The sequence below is a fragment of the Caenispirillum bisanense genome, assembly GCF_900230255.1.
GTDB lineage: Bacteria > Pseudomonadota > Alphaproteobacteria > Rhodospirillales > Rhodospirillaceae > Caenispirillum > Caenispirillum bisanense_A.
In genome coordinates this window covers 465,338-483,543 of sequence record NZ_OCNJ01000001.1, presented here as the reverse complement: position 1 = coordinate 483,543, position 18,206 = coordinate 465,338, and the positions used below count along the sequence as shown (strand labels likewise).

The window sequence follows — 18,206 nt, the reverse complement described above, 5'->3', positions numbered from 1 at the left end:
CATCCCACCCGGACGAGGTAACACCAATGGACGAGAGCCTTCAATATGCTAACAGGAGTATGGCCGACGGGCCGCCGGTGGCCCGGCTATTGCTTGCGGCGGCCATAGAACTCGACCGTACCGCTGCGGAATACCGCCAACTCCTGCGGCGGGTCGCTCCCGTGTTGCAGACGGCGGCCGAGGCGGGGCGGCCGGAGGCGACGGCGGCACTCCTCGCGCTTCAGGACGAAGACCGGCTGTCGCAGCACCAGGATCAGCTGGCGACGGTGCTCCGCCTGCTCGCCGAAACGCTCGGCGCGGACGCGGCGGAAACCGACGCTCTGGCTGCGGCGCTGGAAAGCCGGCTGACGGTCGAGGCGATCCGCGCGCCCCTGCTCGCCGCCCTCGGCCACGCGATCACCCCGCCAGCAGACGCCGCCGCAGCGGCGGGAGAGCCCGAGTTGTTCTGAACGACGCCTACAGACGGCCGAGGCGCCGGCTCAGGCTGGGCAACCACAGGTCGTCGAGCAGGTGACGCACCTCGTCGCGGGCGGCAGCCAGCGAGGCCTCCGTCTCGGCGGAGGCGGGCCGTTTGCCCTTCGCCGGTTCGCGCGTCAGGTCGAGCACGGTGAGGCCGCGCAGGAAGAGCTGGCGGTAGATGACGCGGTCGCGCACGCCGCGGGCGATGCGGCAGCCGACGACTGCCGACAGGCGGTCCAGCGTCTCGCCGATCATGGTGCTGTTGCGGCTGCCGAGCGGCGACATGCGGTTGCGCAGCACGATCCAGTCCATGCCGGCGCCACCGCGGGCGAGGCGGGCGCGGCGCTGCTCCACCACCATCACCGCATAGGCGCCGGGGGCCACGAAGGTCTTTCCGGCGGCGTCGAGGCGGACCACCATGTCGAGGTCGAGCAGGCTGTCGTTGATGGGCGTCACCAGCGTGTCGGCCACCCGATGGGCGGCGCGCGACAGGTGGGCGTCGCTGCCCGGGCAGTCGATGACCACGAAGTCGTGCGCGGCGGCCAGCCGGCTCAGCCGCTCGGCCAGCGCCATGGTGTCCTCGCGGCGGGCCTGGCGGGCGGAGTCGGCGGTGCTGGCGGTGATGACCTCGTGCGTCGGGCAGAGCAGGTCGACGCCCTCCGCCGCCGCCGTCGCCGCGCGGTTCTCCAGGTAGCGGGTGAGGCTCTGCTGGCGGCCGTCGAGGTCGAGGCTGGCGACGCGGAACCCGGCCCACAGGAGGCCCGAGATCAGGTGCACGGCCGAGGTGGTCTTGCCCGACCCACCCTTCTCGTTGCCGAAGACGACGATGTAGCCGCGCCGCAAGCCCGCCCGCCTCCCTCAGCTGAACGCCACGTCCAGGTCGGCCCCGGCATCGCGCGCCGCGCAGGCGTGGCGATGCAGGGCGGCGATGACGCTGCGCTCGTCGGCGTCGTCGAACACGTCGAGCAGGGCGGCGCAAAGGTCCGCCACCGCCGCCGACTCGGCCAGCGGCACGGTCAGGGTGCGGTTCAGCATCACTTCCACCAGCATGCCGCCGACGCAGCCGCCGGCTTCCCGGATGCGCAGCTCGTCGATGGGCATTTCCATCTCGCCGAGGCGCGCCACCAGCCCCTCGCACACCGCCTGCAGCCGCGCCGCATCGGCCACCGGCGCCGCGACGACCACCGCCCCCGGCGGTGCCGCCATATCGGTCCCGCTCATCCTGCTCTCCCCTCCCCTCCTCGCGGCGCGCCCGTCGCGCCGCGTCGATCCACTGCCTGCACGCCCGCCTCAGGTGAGGGCGCCGATGACCTGTTCGATCTTCTTGCGCAGCGTTTCGACGTTGAACGGCTTGACGATGTAGTTGTTCACACCCGCCTGGACCGCCTCGGCCACCTTCGCACGATCCTTGTTCGCCGTCGACATGATGAACGGCGTGCGCTGGGTGAGCGGGTTGGCGCGCAGCGCCTTGAGCAGCTGCAGGCCGTCCACGATGTCCATGTTCCAGTCGGAGATGATGAGGTCGTAGCGATTGACCGCCAGCGCATCCAGCGCCTCCTGGCCGTTGCGGGCCTCGGTGACGTTGCGGATGCCGATCTGCTGCAGGCTGTAGCGCGTCAGGTTGCGCATGGACAGATGGTCGTCCACCAGCAGAATGCGGATGTCCTGGGCTGCGGGCACGGAAGGAACTCCTCTCTCGGGGTGATGGATCAGCCGGCGGTGCGGCAGGTTTCGACGATGGCGTCGGCGACGCGCGACAGCGGCACCTGCCGCTCCACGCCGCCGGCCAGGAAGGCGGCCTTGGGCATGCCGTAGACGAGCGAGGTGTCCTCGTCCTGCCCGAGGGTGCGGGCGCCGGCCTCGCGCATGGCCTTGAGGCCGAGCGCGCCGTCCTTGCCCATGCCGGTCAGGATGACGCCGACGCCGTTGACGCCGGCGGCCTGCGCGACGGAACTGAACAGCACGTCCACCGACGGGCGATGACCGGATACCGGCGGGCCGTCGTGCAGGCGGCACAGATAGGCACCGCCCGAGCGCGTGACCTCCAGATGATGGTCGCCCGGCGCGATGAAGCAGTGGCCGGGCAGCAGGCGCGCGCCGTCGGTCGCCTCGGCGACGGCGACGGCCGAGATGCCGTTCAGCCGCTCGGCGAAGCTGCGCGTGAAGCCGCCCGGCATGTGCTGGGTGATGACCACCGGCGGGCTGTCGGGCGGCAGCGCCGTCACCACCTCGCGCAGCGCCTCCACCCCGCCCGTCGAGGCGCCGATGGCGACGACCTTGTCGGTGGAGCGGTAGCCGGGTCCGGTGGCGACGGTGCGCCGCGGCGCCCCCGCGCCGGCGCCCGCCCCCGTACCGCCGCCGCCGCTGCGGGCGGTGACGCGGGCGCGCGCGGCGGCGCGCACCTTCTGCAGCAGTTCGCCGCGGCGCTCTTCCATGCCGCGCTTCATGTCGATGGTCGGCTTGCCCACCACGTCGACGGCGCCCATTTCCAGCGCCTGCACGGTGATGTCGGCGTGCTTCTGGGTCAGGGTCGAGACCATGACCACCGGCATGGGCCGCAGCCGCATGATCTTTTCCAGGAACGACAGGCCGTCCATGCGCGGCATCTCGACGTCGAGGGTGACGACGTCGGGGTTCAGCTCCTTGATCATGGTGCGCGCCTGATAGGGATCGTTGGCCGTGCCGACCACCTCGATCTCCGGGTCCGACGACAGGATGGCGCTGAGCAGGTCCCGCATCAGCGCCGAGTCGTCGACGACGAGCACACGTATCATGGAACGATCCCCTCCCAATGGTCCGGCGCCGCCCTCACGCCTTGCTGTAGATTGTCCGGCCGTGGCCGCGGAACACCTCGGTCGCCGCCGCCAGGGTCTCGGAATGGCCGATGTAGAGGACGCCGTCGTCCGTCAGGATCTCGGCGAGGCGCCGATGCAGCGTCGCCTGTGTCGGCTTGTCGAAGTAGATGGCGACATTACGGCAGAACACGACGTCGAACCGCCCCGCCATGGGCCACCGCCCGAGCAGGTTCAGCCGCTTGAAGGCGACGATGCGGCGCAAGGGTGCCGCCATGCGCACCTTGTCGGAGCGGCCGGGCACGGTTTCCACGAAGCGGCGGCGCAGGTCGGCCGGCACGCGGGCCACCCGCTCGGCGTCATAGAGGCCCTCGCGGCCGTGCGCCACCATGGAACTGTCGATGTCGGTCGCCAGGATGCGGGCGTCCCAGCGATCCGCCTCCGGCAGGGCGGACAGCACCACCATGGCGGCCGAATAGGCTTCCTCGCCCGAGGAACAGCCGGCCGACCAGATGCGCAGCCGGCGCTCGCCACCCGCCGCGGCACGCGCCGCCAGGCGCGGCAGCACCGCGTCGCGCAAATGATCGAAGTGGTGGCTTTCGCGGAAGAAGCTGGTGAGGTTGGTGGTGAGCGCGTTGGTGAAGGCGGTCAGCTCCGCCGCGCCCGCGGATGAGCGCAGCAGCGCCACGTAGTCGGCGAAGGAGTCGAGCGACAGCGCCCGCAGCCGCCGGGTCAGGCGGCCGTAGACCATGTCCTGCTTGTTGTCGGCCAGCACGATGCCGGTGCGCTCGCGCACCAGTCCGACGATGAAGGCGAAGTGCTCGGCGGTGAAGCCGAACTGGCGGTGCCGCTCGGCCTGGCCGCCCGCGGGAAGGCTCATGGCGCCCTCACACCGCCGCCGTGCGCGCCGGCGCCCCGGCCCGTTCGGCGTGGAGCGCCGCGCCCAGATTGCGCAAGCCCATTACGTCGACGATGAGCGCGACCTGGCCGCTGCCGAGGATGGTGGCGGCGGCGATGCCGTCGACGCGGCCGAAGTTCTCCTCCAGGCTCTTGATGACCACTTGCTGCTGGCCGAGGATCTCGTCGACGACGAGGCCGAGCTTGCCGCCGCCCTCCGTCTCGGCGATGAGCACCAGCGCCTGCGACGGGTCGTCGACGGCGCCGGAGATGTCGAACAAGCGGCTCAGGTGCTCCACCGGGATGTACTCGCCGCGTATGCCGAGCACGGTGCGGGTGTTGGACCCCGCCACCGGGTGCAGGTCGCGGGCCTGCGGCCGCAGGCTTTCCACGATGGTGGTCAGCGGCACCACGAAGGACTGGCTGCCGACCCGCACGATCATGCCGTCGAGCACCGCCAGCGTCAGCGGCAGCGACAAGGAGATGCAGGTGCCGCGCCCCGGCTCCGACTGGATGGTGACGCGCCCGCCCATGTTCTGGATGTTGCGCAACACCACGTCCATGCCGACGCCGCGGCCGGACAGGTTGGACACGGTCTCGGCCGTCGAGAAGCCGGGCAGGAAGACGAGCTGGTCGATCTCCTCCGGCGTCAGGATGGCGTCGGCGGCGACGAGGCCCTTCTCGACGGCGCGGCGCAGCACCCGCTCGCGGTTGATGCCGCGGCCGTCGTCGCGGATCTGGATGACGATGCGCCCGCCGCGATGACCGGCGGCCAGATGGATGGTGCCTTCCGCCGGCTTGCCCGCCGCGATCCGCTCCTCCGGCGGTTCCAGGCCGTGGTCGGCGGCGTTGCGGATCATGTGCGTCAGCGGGTCGCCGAGCTGCTCGATGACCGTCGTGTCGATTTCGGTCGTCTCGCCGCTGGTCTCCAGGCGGATCTGCTTGCCGGTCTGCGCCGCCAGTTCCCGCACCAGCCGTGGGATGCGCGAGAAGATGGTCTTCACCGGCTGCGCCCGCATGGACATGACGCCTTCCTGCAGGTCGCGGGTGTGCTGCTGCAGTTCGTTCAGGCCCTGCTGAAGCTCCTCCACCGCCGCCCGCTGGCCCTGCTGCATGAGCATGGCCTGGGTGATGACCAGCTCGCCGACCATGTTCACCATGCGGTCGAGCTTGCTGGTATCGACGCGCATGGACGACGTGGCGGCCGGCTTGGCCGCCGGCGCGGCGGCGGCGGCCGGCGCAGGCGCCGCGGCGGCGCGCGGCGGCGCCGGAGGGGGCGGCACGGCCGGAGCCGGCGGCGGCGACGCGACGGGCGCCGGTTCGGGCTCAGGCTCGGGCTCGGGCTCGGGCTCGGGCTCGGGCTCGGGCTCGCCGCCGAGCGGCGTGACGGAAAGCTCGCAGTCGTCGACCACGAACTCGAACACCTCTTCCACCGCCGTACGGTCGGCGTCGGTCAGCACGTCGATGGACCAGCCGAGATAGGCGCCTTCGGGGTCGAGGTCGGCCAGCGCCGGCAGGGCCGTCAGGTCCGCCCGCGCCGTCACGGCGCCCAGGCGCTTCAGCTCGCGGATCAGCAGCAGCGGCTCGTTGGCGCGGCGGAGCATGTCGGGCCGCGGCACCAGCCGGATGGCGAACCCGGCCGGGCCGGAGGCGCCCGCAGCGACCGCGGGCGCGGCAGCCGGTTCCGCCGCGGCCGGAGCCGGCGGCGGCGGCGGCGCCACGCCGGCCACGGGCACCGGCGCGAACAGGTCGTCGAAATCGTCGTCGTCGTCGACGGCGGTCGGGTCGATGCCGCCCAGCGCGTTGAGGGCGGCGCAGACCACGTCCTCGTGGCCGGGCGGCACGTCCTCACCGCTGCGGGCGGCGCGGGCGAGGTCGGCCAGCACGTCGGAGGCCTGCAGGGCCAGCGCCACGGTGTCGTGGGCGGCCGGCAGGGTGCCGTCGCGCATGAGGTCGAGCACCGTCTCGAAGGTATGCGCGAAGGCCACCAGCCGCTCGAACCCGAAGGCGCCCGCCCCGCCCTTGATGGAGTGGGTGGCGCGGAAGGCGGCGTGCAGCGCCTCCTGGTCGGTGCCGTCGGCCTGCAGGGCGAGCAGCTTCTCCTCCAGGTCGGCGAGCAGTTCCTCGCATTCCTGGAAGAACGTCTGCTTGAATTGTTCCAGCTCGTTCATGATGCGATGCCCGGCCTCACGGACTGACCTTGCGCACGACGGCGAGGAGTTTCTCGGGATCGAAGGGCTTGACGATCCAGCCGGTGGCGCCGGCGGCGCGGCCCTTGTCCTTCATGGCCTGCGACGCCTCGGTGGTGAGCACTAGGATGGGCGTCGACTTGTGGGCGGCGCGGCTGCGCACGTGGCCGATCATGGTCAGCCCGTCCATCACCGGCATGTTGACGTCGGTGATGACGACGTCGGCGCCCTCGGCCTCCAGCTTGTCCAGGCCCTCCTGCCCGTCGCGGGCGAGGATGACGCCGTAGCCGGCGGGCTCCAGGGCGAAGCGCAGCATCTCGCGCATGGTCATGCTGTCGTCGACCACCAGGATGCGCTTGGTCATGCCTCGATCCTCCAGCCCATCATCACGGAAAACAGGCCGAGGTCGTCGAAGGCGGCGATCAGCGGCTCGCCGGGGCGCATCACCACGAACTCGCGGCCGGCCTCGGCGGCGGCGCGGCCGGCGGCGATCAACACCTGGATGCAGGCGGTGGACAGGCGCTCGACGGCGCCCGCCTCGACCGCGAGCACCGGCTTGCCGGCGGCGAGCGCCTCCAGAAACGCCTCCTTCAGCGGCGCGGCGACGCCGTTGTCGAGGGTTCCGGGCAGGGTGACGACCGCACGGTCGCCGTCGCTGGTGACGGACAGCATGGCCGCGCCCTCAGCCCGCGGCCGCGACGGCGGGCGCGCGGACCTCGCCGCGCAGGCGGTCGAGCAGCGCCAGCACATCCTGCGACGCGCGCGTCACTTCGGCCAGGCTGCGCAGGGCACCGTCGTGGTCGCCCTCGGCATGCTGGCGCACCGCCTCGCGCCCGGCGGCATGCACCGCGCGGTGCGGCGCTTCCAGGGCGGCGAAGGCGGGGGCGGCCAGGATGCGGGCGTCGGTCACGGCGTCGTACCACTTGCCGAGACGGCAGCCGTGGTGGTCGGAGAGCGAGGCCGCATCCAGCGTCTTCCGCCCCGCCAGCATGGCGACGATGTTCTTCTTCCAGCGCACGTGGTCGGCCTTGGCGAGGTGGATGACCTTGAGCGGCAGGTCCATGCCCGCCAGCACCTCCAGTTCCTTCACCACGATGCCGTCGATGCCGTCGAGCACGTCGAGCACGCCGCCGACCCGCTCGCGGATGTGGTCCGCCTCGCCGGCCACCACGGTGATGCCGTGGGCGACGTCCGACGCCGCCACCTGCTGCTGGTTGATGATGTCGGCGACCTCGGCGATGCGCTCGGCCACTTCGCGGACGCCGCCGGCGATGACCTCCACCCGCCCGCCGGTCTCGGCGATGGCGTCGCGGCCCTCGGCGACCACCATGTCCACCGACTGCATGGACTCGACGATGGTCGCCATGTCGGTGCGCAGGGTGCCGATGCGCTGGGAGATGTCGACGGTCGCCTCTTTGGTCTGGCGGGCCAGCCGCTTGACCTCGTCGGCCACCACCATGAAGCCCTTGCCGGCCTCGCCCGCGCGCGCCGCCTCGACCGCCGCGTTGAGGGCGATCATGTTGGTGTGGAAGGCGATTTCCTCGATGGTCAGGACGATGTGGCCGATGTTCTCGGCGGCTTCGCCCAGCCGGTCCACCTGCCGCGCCGCGGTCAGCACCGAGCCGGCGATGCGCTCCATGCATTCGGTGGCGCGCTGCGCCTGGGCGCGGCCGTCGCGGGCCTCGGCCAGGGCGGCGCGGGCCTCGTCGGCGACGGCGCCGCTGTTTTGCGCGATGGTCTCCACCGACGACACCAGTTCCTCGGCCGCAGCGGCGATGGCCTGGCTGCGGCTGCCGATCTGGCGCACGTCGCCGAAGATGGCGACCGCCGTTTCCAGATTGCTGTTGCTGCGGATCGACAGGTCGACGCAGCTGTGCAGGCGCGTCGAGGCCTGGCGGCCGATGCTGCGCGCCAGTTCGCGCAAGGCGCGCCCGAGCGCGTCCTTCCCCGCCGGCACGGCCGCATACTGGGCCGTGGCGATGAGCCCGATCACGCGCTCCAGTTCCTCTACGCGCTGCGGCGATACCCAGCCGGCGGCGACGAGATCCGCTTCCAGGGCGTCGGCCGACGAATGCGGGCCTGCAACCGCACCCGCGACGGCGGGCGGCTCACCGAATGATGTCATGACGTAACGCTTTGCCGAAAATGCGACGCCGCGACTGCTCGCGGCATTCCACACCAACCGTCGCCGGTGACCCCTCACCGCGACGACACACACCGGCACAGTAGAGAACGCCAAAAGTGGTAAGGCAACAGGAAAAAGGCGCAGATGACCTTCGCCATAGGACGCACGACCGGAGGATGAGTTTCTGCGCCTCCGCCTCCCGCTCGGGCGCTGCGTCGCCCGGGCGACCTCAGGTGGACGCCTCCTCCGCCGCCGCCGCCACCGCCTGCGCCAGCAGACGCGCCTGGGTGTCGAAGCCCGCGAACTCCGCCGCCAAGGCGGTGGTGAAGGCGGTCGCCCCCTCGGCCGGCGCGACGTCCTCGACGGCACCGACCAGCACGTCCTCCAGCAGCGGGTCGCCGGCGACGAGCCCGCGTCCGACCGGTCCCTCGGCGCGGTCGAGACCGTTGACCCGGAAGTCGCCGGGCCCGGCACCGCCGAACTGACGAAGGCCGACGAGCGCGTACCGCACCGGCTGAGGTTCCGTCGCGAGCGTTCCCAGACCATCGTCGGGCCGCCCCATGCCCGACACGCCCACCGTCACCGGCTGCAGCGGCACGAGGAACTCGTCCAAGTCCAATCCCGCAGGCCGCTGCGGCGCAATCCCACCGGAGGAACTGCCGCCGGGCACCACCGGGGCATCCCCGGTGTTCGGGCCCGGCGTCGGCGTCGGGGCAGGCGACGGCGACGGCACCGCGGGACCCGGCGTGGGCCGCGTGGGCGTGGGCGTGGGCGTGGGGGTGGGGGTGGACGGCTCCCCCGGCTGCGGCGTCGGTGTCGGTGTCGGCGTGGGATCGGGAGCCGGGGGCGCGGGCGCCGCCGGGATGGTCAGGGACAGGGATGCCTGCGCCGTCGAGAATGCCGTGGTGCCGCCAGCGGTGGCGACCGATACACGGGCCTCCGCCGCTCCGCTGGTCCGGTCCCAGGCGCGCACCGTCAGGGTCGCGGTCTCCCCGCCGCTGCCGTCGGGCGTATAGCGGATCTGGGCGGCGGCGGGCAGCAACAGCGCCGCCGCCTGCGAGGGGGTCCCTACGGCGGTCCAGGTCGTCCCGTCCAGGGAATACTCCCACACGCCGGCTCCGGTCGTCGCCGTCACCGCCACGCCCGAGACGGCGCCGGTGTCGATGTCGGCGTGCCCCGCCCCGGTCAACAGGGCGGCGACCGAGGTCGTGATCGCCGCGCGGCTGTCGGCTCCGGTCTTGTCGACGACGGCCGCCGCGGTGAGGGTCGGCGCGTCGTTGGCGGCCGTCACCGTCAGGGTGCCGGTATCGCTGGCGGCCGAGAAGGCACTGCCGACGCCGCCGGCTCCGGCGGTGTCGACGCGGCTCCCGAAGGCGCCGCTGGTGCGGTCCCAGGCCCGCCAGGTCAAGGTGGCGGTGCCGCCGTTGGTACCGTCGGGGGTGAAGCGGACCCGGTCCGTGTCGCGCAGCAGCAAGGCCGCGCCGTCGGAGACGGTCCCGACCGCGACCCAGGACACGCCGCCGTCCACCGAGTACTCCCACGCTCCGACGGTGCCGGTGCCGCCGGTGATCGCCATGCCGGCCAGCGCCCCGGCGTCGGGATCGGTCACCGTGGCGCCGAGCAGGGCGGCGACCGTCTGCCCCGTCCCATCGGCGGCGTCCTCACCGACCGCGGTGAGCACGGGCGAGCCCGGCGTCAGAACGGGCGCGTCGTTGGCCGCCGTCATGGTCATGGTCGCCGTCGCGACCCCGTCGGAGAACGCCGAGGTGCCGCCGGGAACACCGATCGACACGGTGTCGCCGATGGCGCCCGTGGTCCGATCCCAGGCGCGGAACGTCAGCCCCGCCACGTCGCCCGCCGTGCTGTCGGGGACGTAGCGGACCTGGGTCGCCGACCCGAGCAGCAGGGCGTTGGAGGACGAGAGCGCGCCGAACGCGGTCCAGGTCGTGCCGTTCGTCGAGTACTGCCAGGTGCCGCTTCCGGCCGTCGCCGTCACCGCCACGCCCGACACGGCACCCGTGTCGACGTCGGCATGGCCGGCGCTCGTGAGCAGACCGGCCACCGATACACTCGCCGGGGTATTGTCGGGCGCGCCGGGCAGGGTGATCGCCGTCCCGTTCACGAGGGTCGGCGCATCGTTGACCGACGTGACCGTCAGCGTCGCCGTGTCGCCGGCGGTCGAGAAGGGCGTGGCGTTGCCGGTCGTCGAGACGTCCACCTTGCTGCCCGCCGTTCCGCTGGTGCGGTCCCAGGCGCGGTAGTCGAGGGTCGCCGTGGTGCCGTTCTCGGCATCGGGGCGGAACCGGAGACGGTGCGTATCCTGCAACAGCAGGGCCGATGTGGCGCTGACGCTGCCGACCGCCGTCCACGAGACACCGGCGTCGAGCGAGTACTCCCACTGCCCGTTGTCGCCGCTGACGCCGTACAACGCCAGGCCTTCCACCGCCCCGGTATTGCCGTCGCTGACCGAGGTGCCGAGGATCTGGGCGACCGTCTGCCCGGTATTGGTCGTGGCGTTCTCCGAGATCGTCGTGAGCGTCGGGGCCTGCGGCACCAGAACCGGCGCCACGTTCACCTCCGACACCGCCAGCGACGCCGTCGCCTGCTGCGTCGAGAAGGCCGTGGTGCCGCCGGCGCTGGCGACGGACACCTTGCTCCCTTCCGTCCCGCTGGTGCGGTCCCAGGCCCGGAAGCCGAAGGTGGCGGTCTCCGCCGCACCGCCGCTGGGCACGTAGCGCACTTGCGTGGCGGTGGTCAGCAGCAGCGCCTGCGCCGTCGACACGGTGCCGAAGGCGGTCCATGTGCCGCCGTCGAGGTACTGCCAGGTGCCGGTTCCGGTCGTGGCCGTGACGGCGACGCCCGCCACCGCGCCGGTGTCGACGTCGGCATAACCGGCGCCCGTCAGCAGGGACGACAGCGTGACGTTGGCGGCAGTCTGGTTGTCGGTGCCCGTCAGCGTGACGGTCGCGCCGTTGGTCAGTGTCGGCGCGTCGTTGGCGCGGCTCACGGTCACCGTCGCGGCCACCGAAATCGAGGCCGTATCGGTGCCGCCGTTGGCCGTGCCGCCGTCGTCGGTGACGCGGTCGAGCGTAAAGGTGCGCGACGCCGTGCCGGGATTCTGCGCGTCGGTGTTGCGATAGCGGATGCCGTTGAGGAACGTCAGGGTCTCGGCGGCCGTCAAGGGTGTCGCGAAGGTCACCGTGACGGTGTAGGCATTGGCCCCGGCGCTCGCCACGACGACGGTGTTTCCGCCGACAGTCGACGTTCCGGCGTTCAGCGCGACGAAATTCCCACCGATGACCAGCCCTTCCTTCACCCCGTCGACCGCATTGGTCGCCGAGATGCGGATGCTCTTCATGGCCTGCCCGGCCTCGACGAAGTCCACGGCGGTGGCGGTGAACAGCGGGTCGGTGTCGGCGCCGTCCTCGGTGAAGGCGACCGTGTTGCCGGACGCCGTGAGCGTCGGGGGATCGTTGACGAGCGCCACCGTCACGGTCGACGTCGCGGCCGGATTGCTGGTCGTGCCGTCGTCGACGACGACCGTGACATCGCGCGCGCCGCCGGTGGCATTGGACGTCTTCGGCGAATACTGGACGTTGCGCAGGATGGTCTGCAGGTCGCCGTAGGTCATTCCCGCGCCGGCCACCGTCAACGTGCCGGTCGTCGGGTTGTAGGTCACGCCCAGGCCCGTGGCCGTCGCGAGCCCCGCCGCCGACAGCGCGAGCCCCTCGTCCGTCCCATCGGGACGGGTGGTCAGGGTGACGGTCATGGAGGTCGGGTTGGCCGCTCCCGTTCCCGCTTCGAGAAGAGCCTGCGGGGCAATGAACACGGTCTGCCCTTCGACGACGCTCGCCGTCGTGTCCTTGCCGTCCGCCGCGCCGTTCAGATCGACGACGGGAACGGCCGACGGCGTATCGCGCTGGACGATCCGGAACACCATGTCGAAGACCGATATGGCGCCGTCGGGCTCGAACAGCATGCCGCCGCTGTAGGGATTGGCCGTCATGAGTTGCAGGCCCTGGACCCCGCTGGAAAGCGCGAGGGTGTACTTCGTTCCGTTGGTGATCGCCACCGCGCTGTCGAGAGTGAGGGTATTGAGCGTGGCTGTGCCTTCGGTGGTCGTCGTCAGATCCCCGGCCGTCACAGACTTGCTGTAGAGAACGGCGCCGCCGGTTCCCTCGCCGGCGAGGACGCGGACCGTGATGCTCGACGTCAGTGTTCCCGAAAAGGCGACGCTGCGGATCTGTCCGTCCTTGGTCGCCGTGAACGACTGGGCATAGGCGACGCTCGTATTGTAGCCCGGGTTCGTATAGTTCGTGGACAGGTTCTCGACGATGGAATCGGCCAGGGCATGGCGATAGGCTGGGGCCGCGATCTCGGCGGTCTCGATGGTTCCCGTGTGGTGTTCCAGGGTCCAGTCGCCGCCGCGCCCGGCGGCGCCGGTGGGGTCGGTGCTGACGGCGACGTCGGCGCCCGTCGCATCGGCGAGCCTGGCCGCGAAGGCCCCGCCGTCGTCGACCGCACAGCCATAGAGGAGAATGTCTCCCGTTTCGGAGAGCGCGGCGCCGATGGCGGCCAGATCCGCCGACCGGGCCTCCACGGCGGATTCCGTGACGGTCGCACTGCCCAGGGTGACGAAGCCGGCGCCGCCGTGGCTCAGCACGTGGATGGCGTCGTAGCCGGACCGTCCGTCCGCCCAGGCGGCCATGGCGGCCAGCCCGTCGGACGCGCCGTCGAGCAGCACCACCTCCACCCCGGCCGGGACGGCATCCCGCAGGGTCTGCCAGTCGGCGACGGAAGTGTCGACGAAGGCGACCTCCTTCCGCGGCGCGTCGGCCACCGCCGCAGCGGCAGCGGTCGCATCGGCGACGGCGCGCTGCAGCGTCGGATCGGCGTCATCCCCTGCGGCCCCGGCCGGGTCGTGCGCATCGCGCCCGATCATGTCGTGCGCGGCTTCCGTGGCCGTGGCGGCGCCGGCGGCGTCGAACATGAACCGCGGCTCGAGCGCCAGCGCGAGAGGCCCCCCGGCCGCCGTCACGAGATGCCCGGCCGACGGCCGACGAAAGGAAAAGAACGCCCCCAGTCTCATAGGTCCCCCGCAAACGGAATCGCTTCCCCGATCCGGAGCCGACGCCACCCCGCATGGTCGTCGGCACCCGTACAAGTAGAACCTAGGCAGATTCTGGATTGAGGTCAAAGCGAATAGAGTGCCCGAGGGTTGATGACGGCCCGACCAAGGGCGCAGATACCCGCGCCTGAGCCGGATTTGGCCCATACCCGCTATCATCCGTCCGCATGGCACAAAAAAAGACCCCCGGGTCAAACCCGGGGGCAAGTAGAACAGGGAGGCTTCACGTCTGGGAGTAGTGATTTTTCGTTATTGTGGGGCACCACCCATAGCAGTCCCGCACGGCTGGAGCCCTTGATTTCTGCCGTTTTCAGGCGCATTCTTGCAACCACTTGCAATGCCCTGACATGCGCGGGAACGCGCCGACTGTGCCCACGCTGTGCCCACGGTGGGCACGAACGCACCGGAGAAACAGCACATGGCCGCGCCGAAGAAGCTCACCGACACCAGGGCCAACAGCGCACGGGGCCGCGCCAAGGCGAGCGGCGCCGCGGTCGACATGGCCGCCGGCTTGGCCGTGCCCGGGCTCCAACTGCGCACCACGCGAACCGGGCAACAGGCGTGGACGCTGCGCCTCCGGTTCGGCGGTAAGCAACTTCGGCTGAACCTCGGGATCTTCCCGGCGGTGGACCGCGAGGCGGCCCGGGCGAAGGCGCTGGGCTTGATCCAGGCGGCCCGAGACGGCAACGACCCGGCGGCCGTGCTGCACCCGCCGGCCGCACCGACGACACCGGCGAAGGCGACCTTGCGCGAGGCGTGGAGCCTCTACGCCGCCACCCGAACCGCCGTCCGCTCGGCTGGGCAGGAACAGCGGCGCATGGAATTGCACGTCTTCCCGCGGCTGGGCGACCTCGCGGTCGAAGACGCCATGACTGCCGCCGTGCTGGTGCCTCACCTCGAAGCCCTGGCCCACCAGCCGACGACGAGGCCAGCCAAGGCCCGCGGCGGCCGTCCGCAGGGTGCGGCCGGCGGGCTCACCGCAGAGGCGAACCGGGTCTACACCACCCTCCGCGCCTTCGCGGCATGGGCGCGGCGCCGTCGCATGATCCGGGAAAACCCATTCGACGCCGACGGCATAGAGCGGCCGGTGAAGGAGGAGCCCTCGGAGCGCCGCCAGCGGGAAGAAACGGAGCGGGTGCTCGACCTGGCGGAACTGGCGGCCCTGTGGCGGGGCCTGGACGATGATCCATCGCCCACGCTGCGGGCCCTGCTGCGGCTGCTGATGCTGGTCCCGCTTCGGCGCGAGGAGGTCACCGAACTGTCGTGGGCGGAGTACGAGCCCGAGGGCGCCGCCGAGGACTACCGAGGCCCCCTCCTCCGCATCGCTGCCGACAGGATGAAGGGGACGCGGCCGGCGGTGGTCCCGCTGCCTGCCCGGGCTGCTGCGCTGGTGGAGGAGCGGCGCGACGCCGCCGGCTTGTCGCCCTTCGTCTTCCCGGGCCGATCCGCGAAAGCGGCGTTCAAGGGCTGGCGCAACGGCGCCCGACGGGCAATCGAGGCGCTGCAACGCGAGCTGCCCGAGGCGGCACCCTTCACGATCCGGGACATCCGCCGGAGCGTGGCCTCGGCGCTGGTGCGCGACCTCGGCGCCGACGAGCTACTGGTGAAGCGCATCCTACAGCATTCCACCCGGGCCGCCCTCGGCGTGACCGCGGTTTACCAGAAGTCGAAGAGGCTCCGCGAACAGGCTGCAGTCCTTCAGGCATGGGCGGATCTACTGGTCGCCACCGCGGAAGGCCGCGAGGCGCCGGGCAACGTGGTGCAGATAAAGAGACCGGTCGGGCTACCACTTTAGAACGTAGGTTGACTGTTGCGATATCTTGCAACAGTCGGCTATCATCATATTCCCAAATCGAGACAGCCCGGAGTGAACCTGCAACTTGCGGGGCAGCTGTCGTACGGTTTGGCCGGTGACTGCGCCCCGCTCCGATTGGGAGTATGGCGCCACATGGCGAAGATCATTCCGAATGGCGAGGCAACGCTTGATGCGCTGCGGGCCCGACCCGGTGCGCTGATCGGACCCGCGGAGCTTGCCGGCGCAGGCATCGTCCGCAACTACACCAGCCTGAATGCCTGGATCGCCCGGGGCGCGCTGCCGCCGCCGGTGAAACTGCCCGGTGGGTTCCTCCGCTGGCGGGCCGGCGACGTGCTCGACAAGCTCGGGCTTGCGGCGCCGGCGGGCGACGCATGATCCAGCCCAGCCACGCGGCGCCGCTCCTTGCGGTGGCCGCGGCGGTGGTCCTGGTGCACGTCCTGACCACCGGGCCCGGCCGGGCAGTGACGGAGGCGGCCCTACGGGGCGCGCTTCGCTCGGCCTGGCACTACGCATTCCCGAACACCGGAGACACTGAAGCGCCGCCGCCCTTGGGCGGTGGGCGATGAACCGCGACCCGACGGAGCACCCGCTCCGCCGGATCGCCGACACGACCGGGCACCGGGCGGGCCGGAGTGGTGATGCACTTCGGCCGGCGCATGGCCCAAGACCATGAGGTCACTTTGATGAGCAAGACCGAGTATGAACTGTCCCCGGTGGAGAGGGAAGCCATTGAACTGGTGAAACAGCGCACCGGCGCGAAGGAACTGTTCTTCCACCTCGCGGTCTATGTCGCCCGCTCGCGGGAGGGGTATGTGTGCGAGCCTGATTTGGGAGGGGAGGAGGCGTGCGCTGCTTGGATGGAGGCGTCGCACCTGGGCCACTACGACCTGTCTGGCTGGAAGGTTCGAGCCATGCCTGTGCAGAAATCACGCTTCATAAACCCGCCGCCGCCGAGCGCCCTGGCATTGTATGCGTGGTTCGCCTCGGAGCGCCCGTTGGACCGGTCCGAAGTACCGCCCAACTGGCGGGACGGTGCCGTAACCTACGAGCTGATGGATGACTGCCTGCTTTTCTGGGGACGGCCGCCGCAAGCATTCTTCAGTGATGAGCAATGCCGGGAACTGGAAGATTTTTACCCAGGCAGCCCCGCAGAACATACCGCAAGCGGGATTGAACAGTGGTTCCGTCGGGCGCAAGAACTGCCCCGTTGGCGGGAACTTCATCGCCTTTCGGGCGGTGATCTGAAGGTCGCCCGGCGGCTCTACGAGGGCCGCGCGAAGTCACCGGCGCCCCCGTCTTTCCTGGTCGACGGGCTGATCCCGCGGGGCTATGTCACCATCCTGGTCGGCGGCCGCAAGACGGGCAAGAGCACGCTGACAACGGAGCTGGCCGCGGTGGCTGGCGCCGGCGGTGGCGAGTGGTGCGGCTTTAAGGTGCTGCCCGAGGCGTGCGAGGGCCTGTCGCTCCTCCTGGCCGGCGAGGACGGCGACGACATGATCGCGGCCCGCCTGGAGGCGATGGACCCCGACGAACAGGCGTTTCGCCTGATGCCGCACGCGCAGGAAGGCCGCCCGCTGGCGGACGTGCTGGCCGAGTACGAGCAGGCGGAGGTAAGCCTCCTCGTTGTCGACCCTGCCCGGAAGTTCCTGAAGGGCAACGAGGACGAAAGCGAGCACGTCAACGACCTGATGACGAGGCTTGAAGACTTCGCCCGGCGGAAGCGGTGCGCGGTGATCCTGGTCCACCACATCCGCAAGGACGCGCAACCGCGGTCGCTCAACGAAATCCCGCTCGCTGCCCGTGGCTCCAGTGTGTTCCTTGACCGGCCGCGCGTGATCCTCGGGCTGGTGCGGTCGGGCGACGAGACCATTCTCGGCATCCCGGCGCCGCAGGGAACGCCGCTTACGAACCTGCCCACGAGCATGATGTACCTCGGGCAGAGGCGCTTGCGACGCGACCCCAACACCTTCCGCCACATCTCGCCCGACGCTGCGGTCAAGCGGGCCGGCGCGACAGCGGAACCCGAGGCGGTGGAGGCGGTGCTCCGGGCGGTGGCGAGGCTCACCAGCGAAGGCGCCAAGGTCACGCGCACCGGGCAGGCGGGCATCTTCGAGCTTCGGCCCGACGAGCTGGCGGGGCTCCCTCGGGCCAAGGTGCGGGCGGCGGTCGACATGCTGGTGAACGAGGGCCGCCTCCTGGTCGGCGAAGGCAACACGCTATCGCAGATGCGTGATAACGCGGTCGCTTTCCTGGACTGATACGGCGTTGCCGCCGTTGCCGGCCACGGCCCCGGCAACGCGGCGACGGTCGGCAACGGCGGCGACGAAACAGCTAAGTGTTTGATTTTGCACGGTTTTGCGGCTTGGCAACGGAAACGGGCCCCTGCCCGTAAGTGGTTGATTTTCCTCAGTTTTCCGTTGCCGGCCGTACTAAGAGAGAGAGTGCCTTTGAGGGCACCCTCTCACTTTAGGCCCGGGCATGGCCGCGGCGACGATTTCAGCGGCGGGCCCGGAACGGCATAGACGAACGAGCGAGGACAGGACCATGAAACAGACGACCAGGAAGTTCGGCGGGCTGGTGTATGTGTCGGAGGGCGAGCACCCGCTCACGGCCGCCGCGAGGCATCGGCGTCAAACGGGCTGGAAGGGTGCCTGCATCATCGTCCGGCGAAAGGCGCCGGCGGGGATCATGCACCGTGACCCCGGGCACGCGACGTCGGCGGCCGCAACGGCATAACATCGCCCGCGGCGATACTCTGTTTCGGCCGGTTCGCTGTTGCGGGCCGGCCGTTTTTCTTGCG

At 70.9% G+C, this 18,206-nt stretch carries 15 protein-coding genes; 5 read left to right on the top strand and 10 right to left on the bottom strand.

Features of this window, described 5'->3' with window-relative positions; genetic code table 11:
* Nucleotides 1–26 precede the first annotated feature (26 nt).
* Nucleotides 27–449, top strand: coding sequence for a hypothetical protein (locus CRP50_RS02395; protein WP_097277370.1), 423 nt, complete (start codon nt 27–29; stop codon nt 447–449).
* Between the two features lie 7 nt (nt 450–456).
* Here CRP50_RS02395 and CRP50_RS02390 read toward each other — a convergent pair whose 3' ends face one another.
* The 10 genes from CRP50_RS02390 to CRP50_RS25425 form a co-directional block, all read right to left on the bottom strand.
* Complete coding sequence (locus CRP50_RS02390; protein WP_097277369.1) at nt 457–1,302, bottom strand: division plane positioning ATPase MipZ; 846 nt, start codon at nt 1,300–1,302, stop codon at nt 457–459.
* Nucleotides 1,303–1,317: 15 nt separating this feature from the next.
* Nucleotides 1,318–1,680 carry a hypothetical protein gene (locus tag CRP50_RS02385; RefSeq protein ID WP_141415054.1) on the bottom strand — a complete coding sequence of 121 codons (363 nt, stop codon included), beginning with the start codon at nt 1,678–1,680 and terminating at the stop codon, nt 1,318–1,320.
* 69 nt (nt 1,681–1,749) lie between these two features.
* Nucleotides 1,750–2,139 (bottom strand): response regulator, encoded by a 390-nt coding sequence (locus CRP50_RS02380; protein ID WP_097277367.1) that lies wholly within the window; start codon nt 2,137–2,139, stop codon nt 1,750–1,752.
* 29 nt (nt 2,140–2,168) lie between these two features.
* A complete protein-coding gene (locus CRP50_RS02375) occupies nt 2,169–3,233 on the bottom strand; it encodes a protein-glutamate methylesterase/protein-glutamine glutaminase (RefSeq protein WP_097277366.1) in 1,065 nt (354 codons plus the stop codon).
* A gap of 34 nt (nt 3,234–3,267) precedes the next feature.
* Complete coding sequence (locus tag CRP50_RS02370; protein ID WP_097277365.1) at nt 3,268–4,131, bottom strand: CheR family methyltransferase; 864 nt, start codon at nt 4,129–4,131, stop codon at nt 3,268–3,270.
* Nucleotides 4,132–4,138: 7 nt separating this feature from the next.
* A complete protein-coding gene (locus CRP50_RS02365) occupies nt 4,139–6,319 on the bottom strand; it encodes a chemotaxis protein CheA (protein WP_097277364.1) in 2,181 nt (726 codons plus the stop codon).
* Between the two features lie 16 nt (nt 6,320–6,335).
* Complete coding sequence (locus CRP50_RS02360) at nt 6,336–6,701, bottom strand: response regulator (RefSeq protein ID WP_097277363.1); 366 nt, start codon at nt 6,699–6,701, stop codon at nt 6,336–6,338.
* The gene (locus CRP50_RS02355; protein ID WP_176524990.1) at nt 6,698–7,009 is read right to left on the bottom strand and encodes an STAS domain-containing protein; all 312 of its coding nucleotides are present in this window, start codon (nt 7,007–7,009) and stop codon (nt 6,698–6,700) included. Before CRP50_RS02355 ends, CRP50_RS02360 begins: the two co-directional genes overlap by 4 nt.
* Before the next feature lie 10 nt (nt 7,010–7,019).
* Nucleotides 7,020–8,462 carry a methyl-accepting chemotaxis protein gene (locus tag CRP50_RS02350; RefSeq protein ID WP_097277361.1) on the bottom strand — a complete coding sequence of 481 codons (1,443 nt, stop codon included), beginning with the start codon at nt 8,460–8,462 and terminating at the stop codon, nt 7,020–7,022.
* A gap of 229 nt (nt 8,463–8,691) precedes the next feature.
* Nucleotides 8,692–13,599, bottom strand: coding sequence for a DUF4347 domain-containing protein (locus CRP50_RS25425; protein WP_176524989.1), 4,908 nt, complete (start codon nt 13,597–13,599; stop codon nt 8,692–8,694).
* Nucleotides 13,600–14,008: 409 nt separating this feature from the next.
* Here CRP50_RS25425 and CRP50_RS02340 point away from each other — a divergent pair, with 409 nt between their 5' ends.
* The 4 genes from CRP50_RS02340 to CRP50_RS02325 all read left to right on the top strand — a co-directional run bounded on the left by CRP50_RS02340 (nt 14,009) and on the right by CRP50_RS02325 (nt 18,142).
* Nucleotides 14,009–15,385, top strand: coding sequence for a tyrosine-type recombinase/integrase (locus tag CRP50_RS02340; RefSeq protein WP_097277359.1), 1,377 nt, complete (start codon nt 14,009–14,011; stop codon nt 15,383–15,385).
* Nucleotides 15,386–15,538: 153 nt separating this feature from the next.
* Nucleotides 15,539–15,781, top strand: coding sequence for a helix-turn-helix transcriptional regulator (locus CRP50_RS02335; RefSeq protein WP_097277358.1), 243 nt, complete (start codon nt 15,539–15,541; stop codon nt 15,779–15,781).
* A gap of 308 nt (nt 15,782–16,089) precedes the next feature.
* On the top strand, nt 16,090–17,664 hold the full coding sequence (locus tag CRP50_RS02330; protein ID WP_176524988.1) for an AAA family ATPase: 1,575 nt from the start codon (nt 16,090–16,092) through the stop codon (nt 17,662–17,664).
* Nucleotides 17,665–17,950: 286 nt separating this feature from the next.
* Nucleotides 17,951–18,142: a hypothetical protein gene (locus tag CRP50_RS02325; RefSeq protein ID WP_097277356.1), complete on the top strand. Its 192-nt coding sequence runs from the start codon at nt 17,951–17,953 to the stop codon at nt 18,140–18,142.
* Nucleotides 18,143–18,206 lie beyond the last annotated feature (64 nt).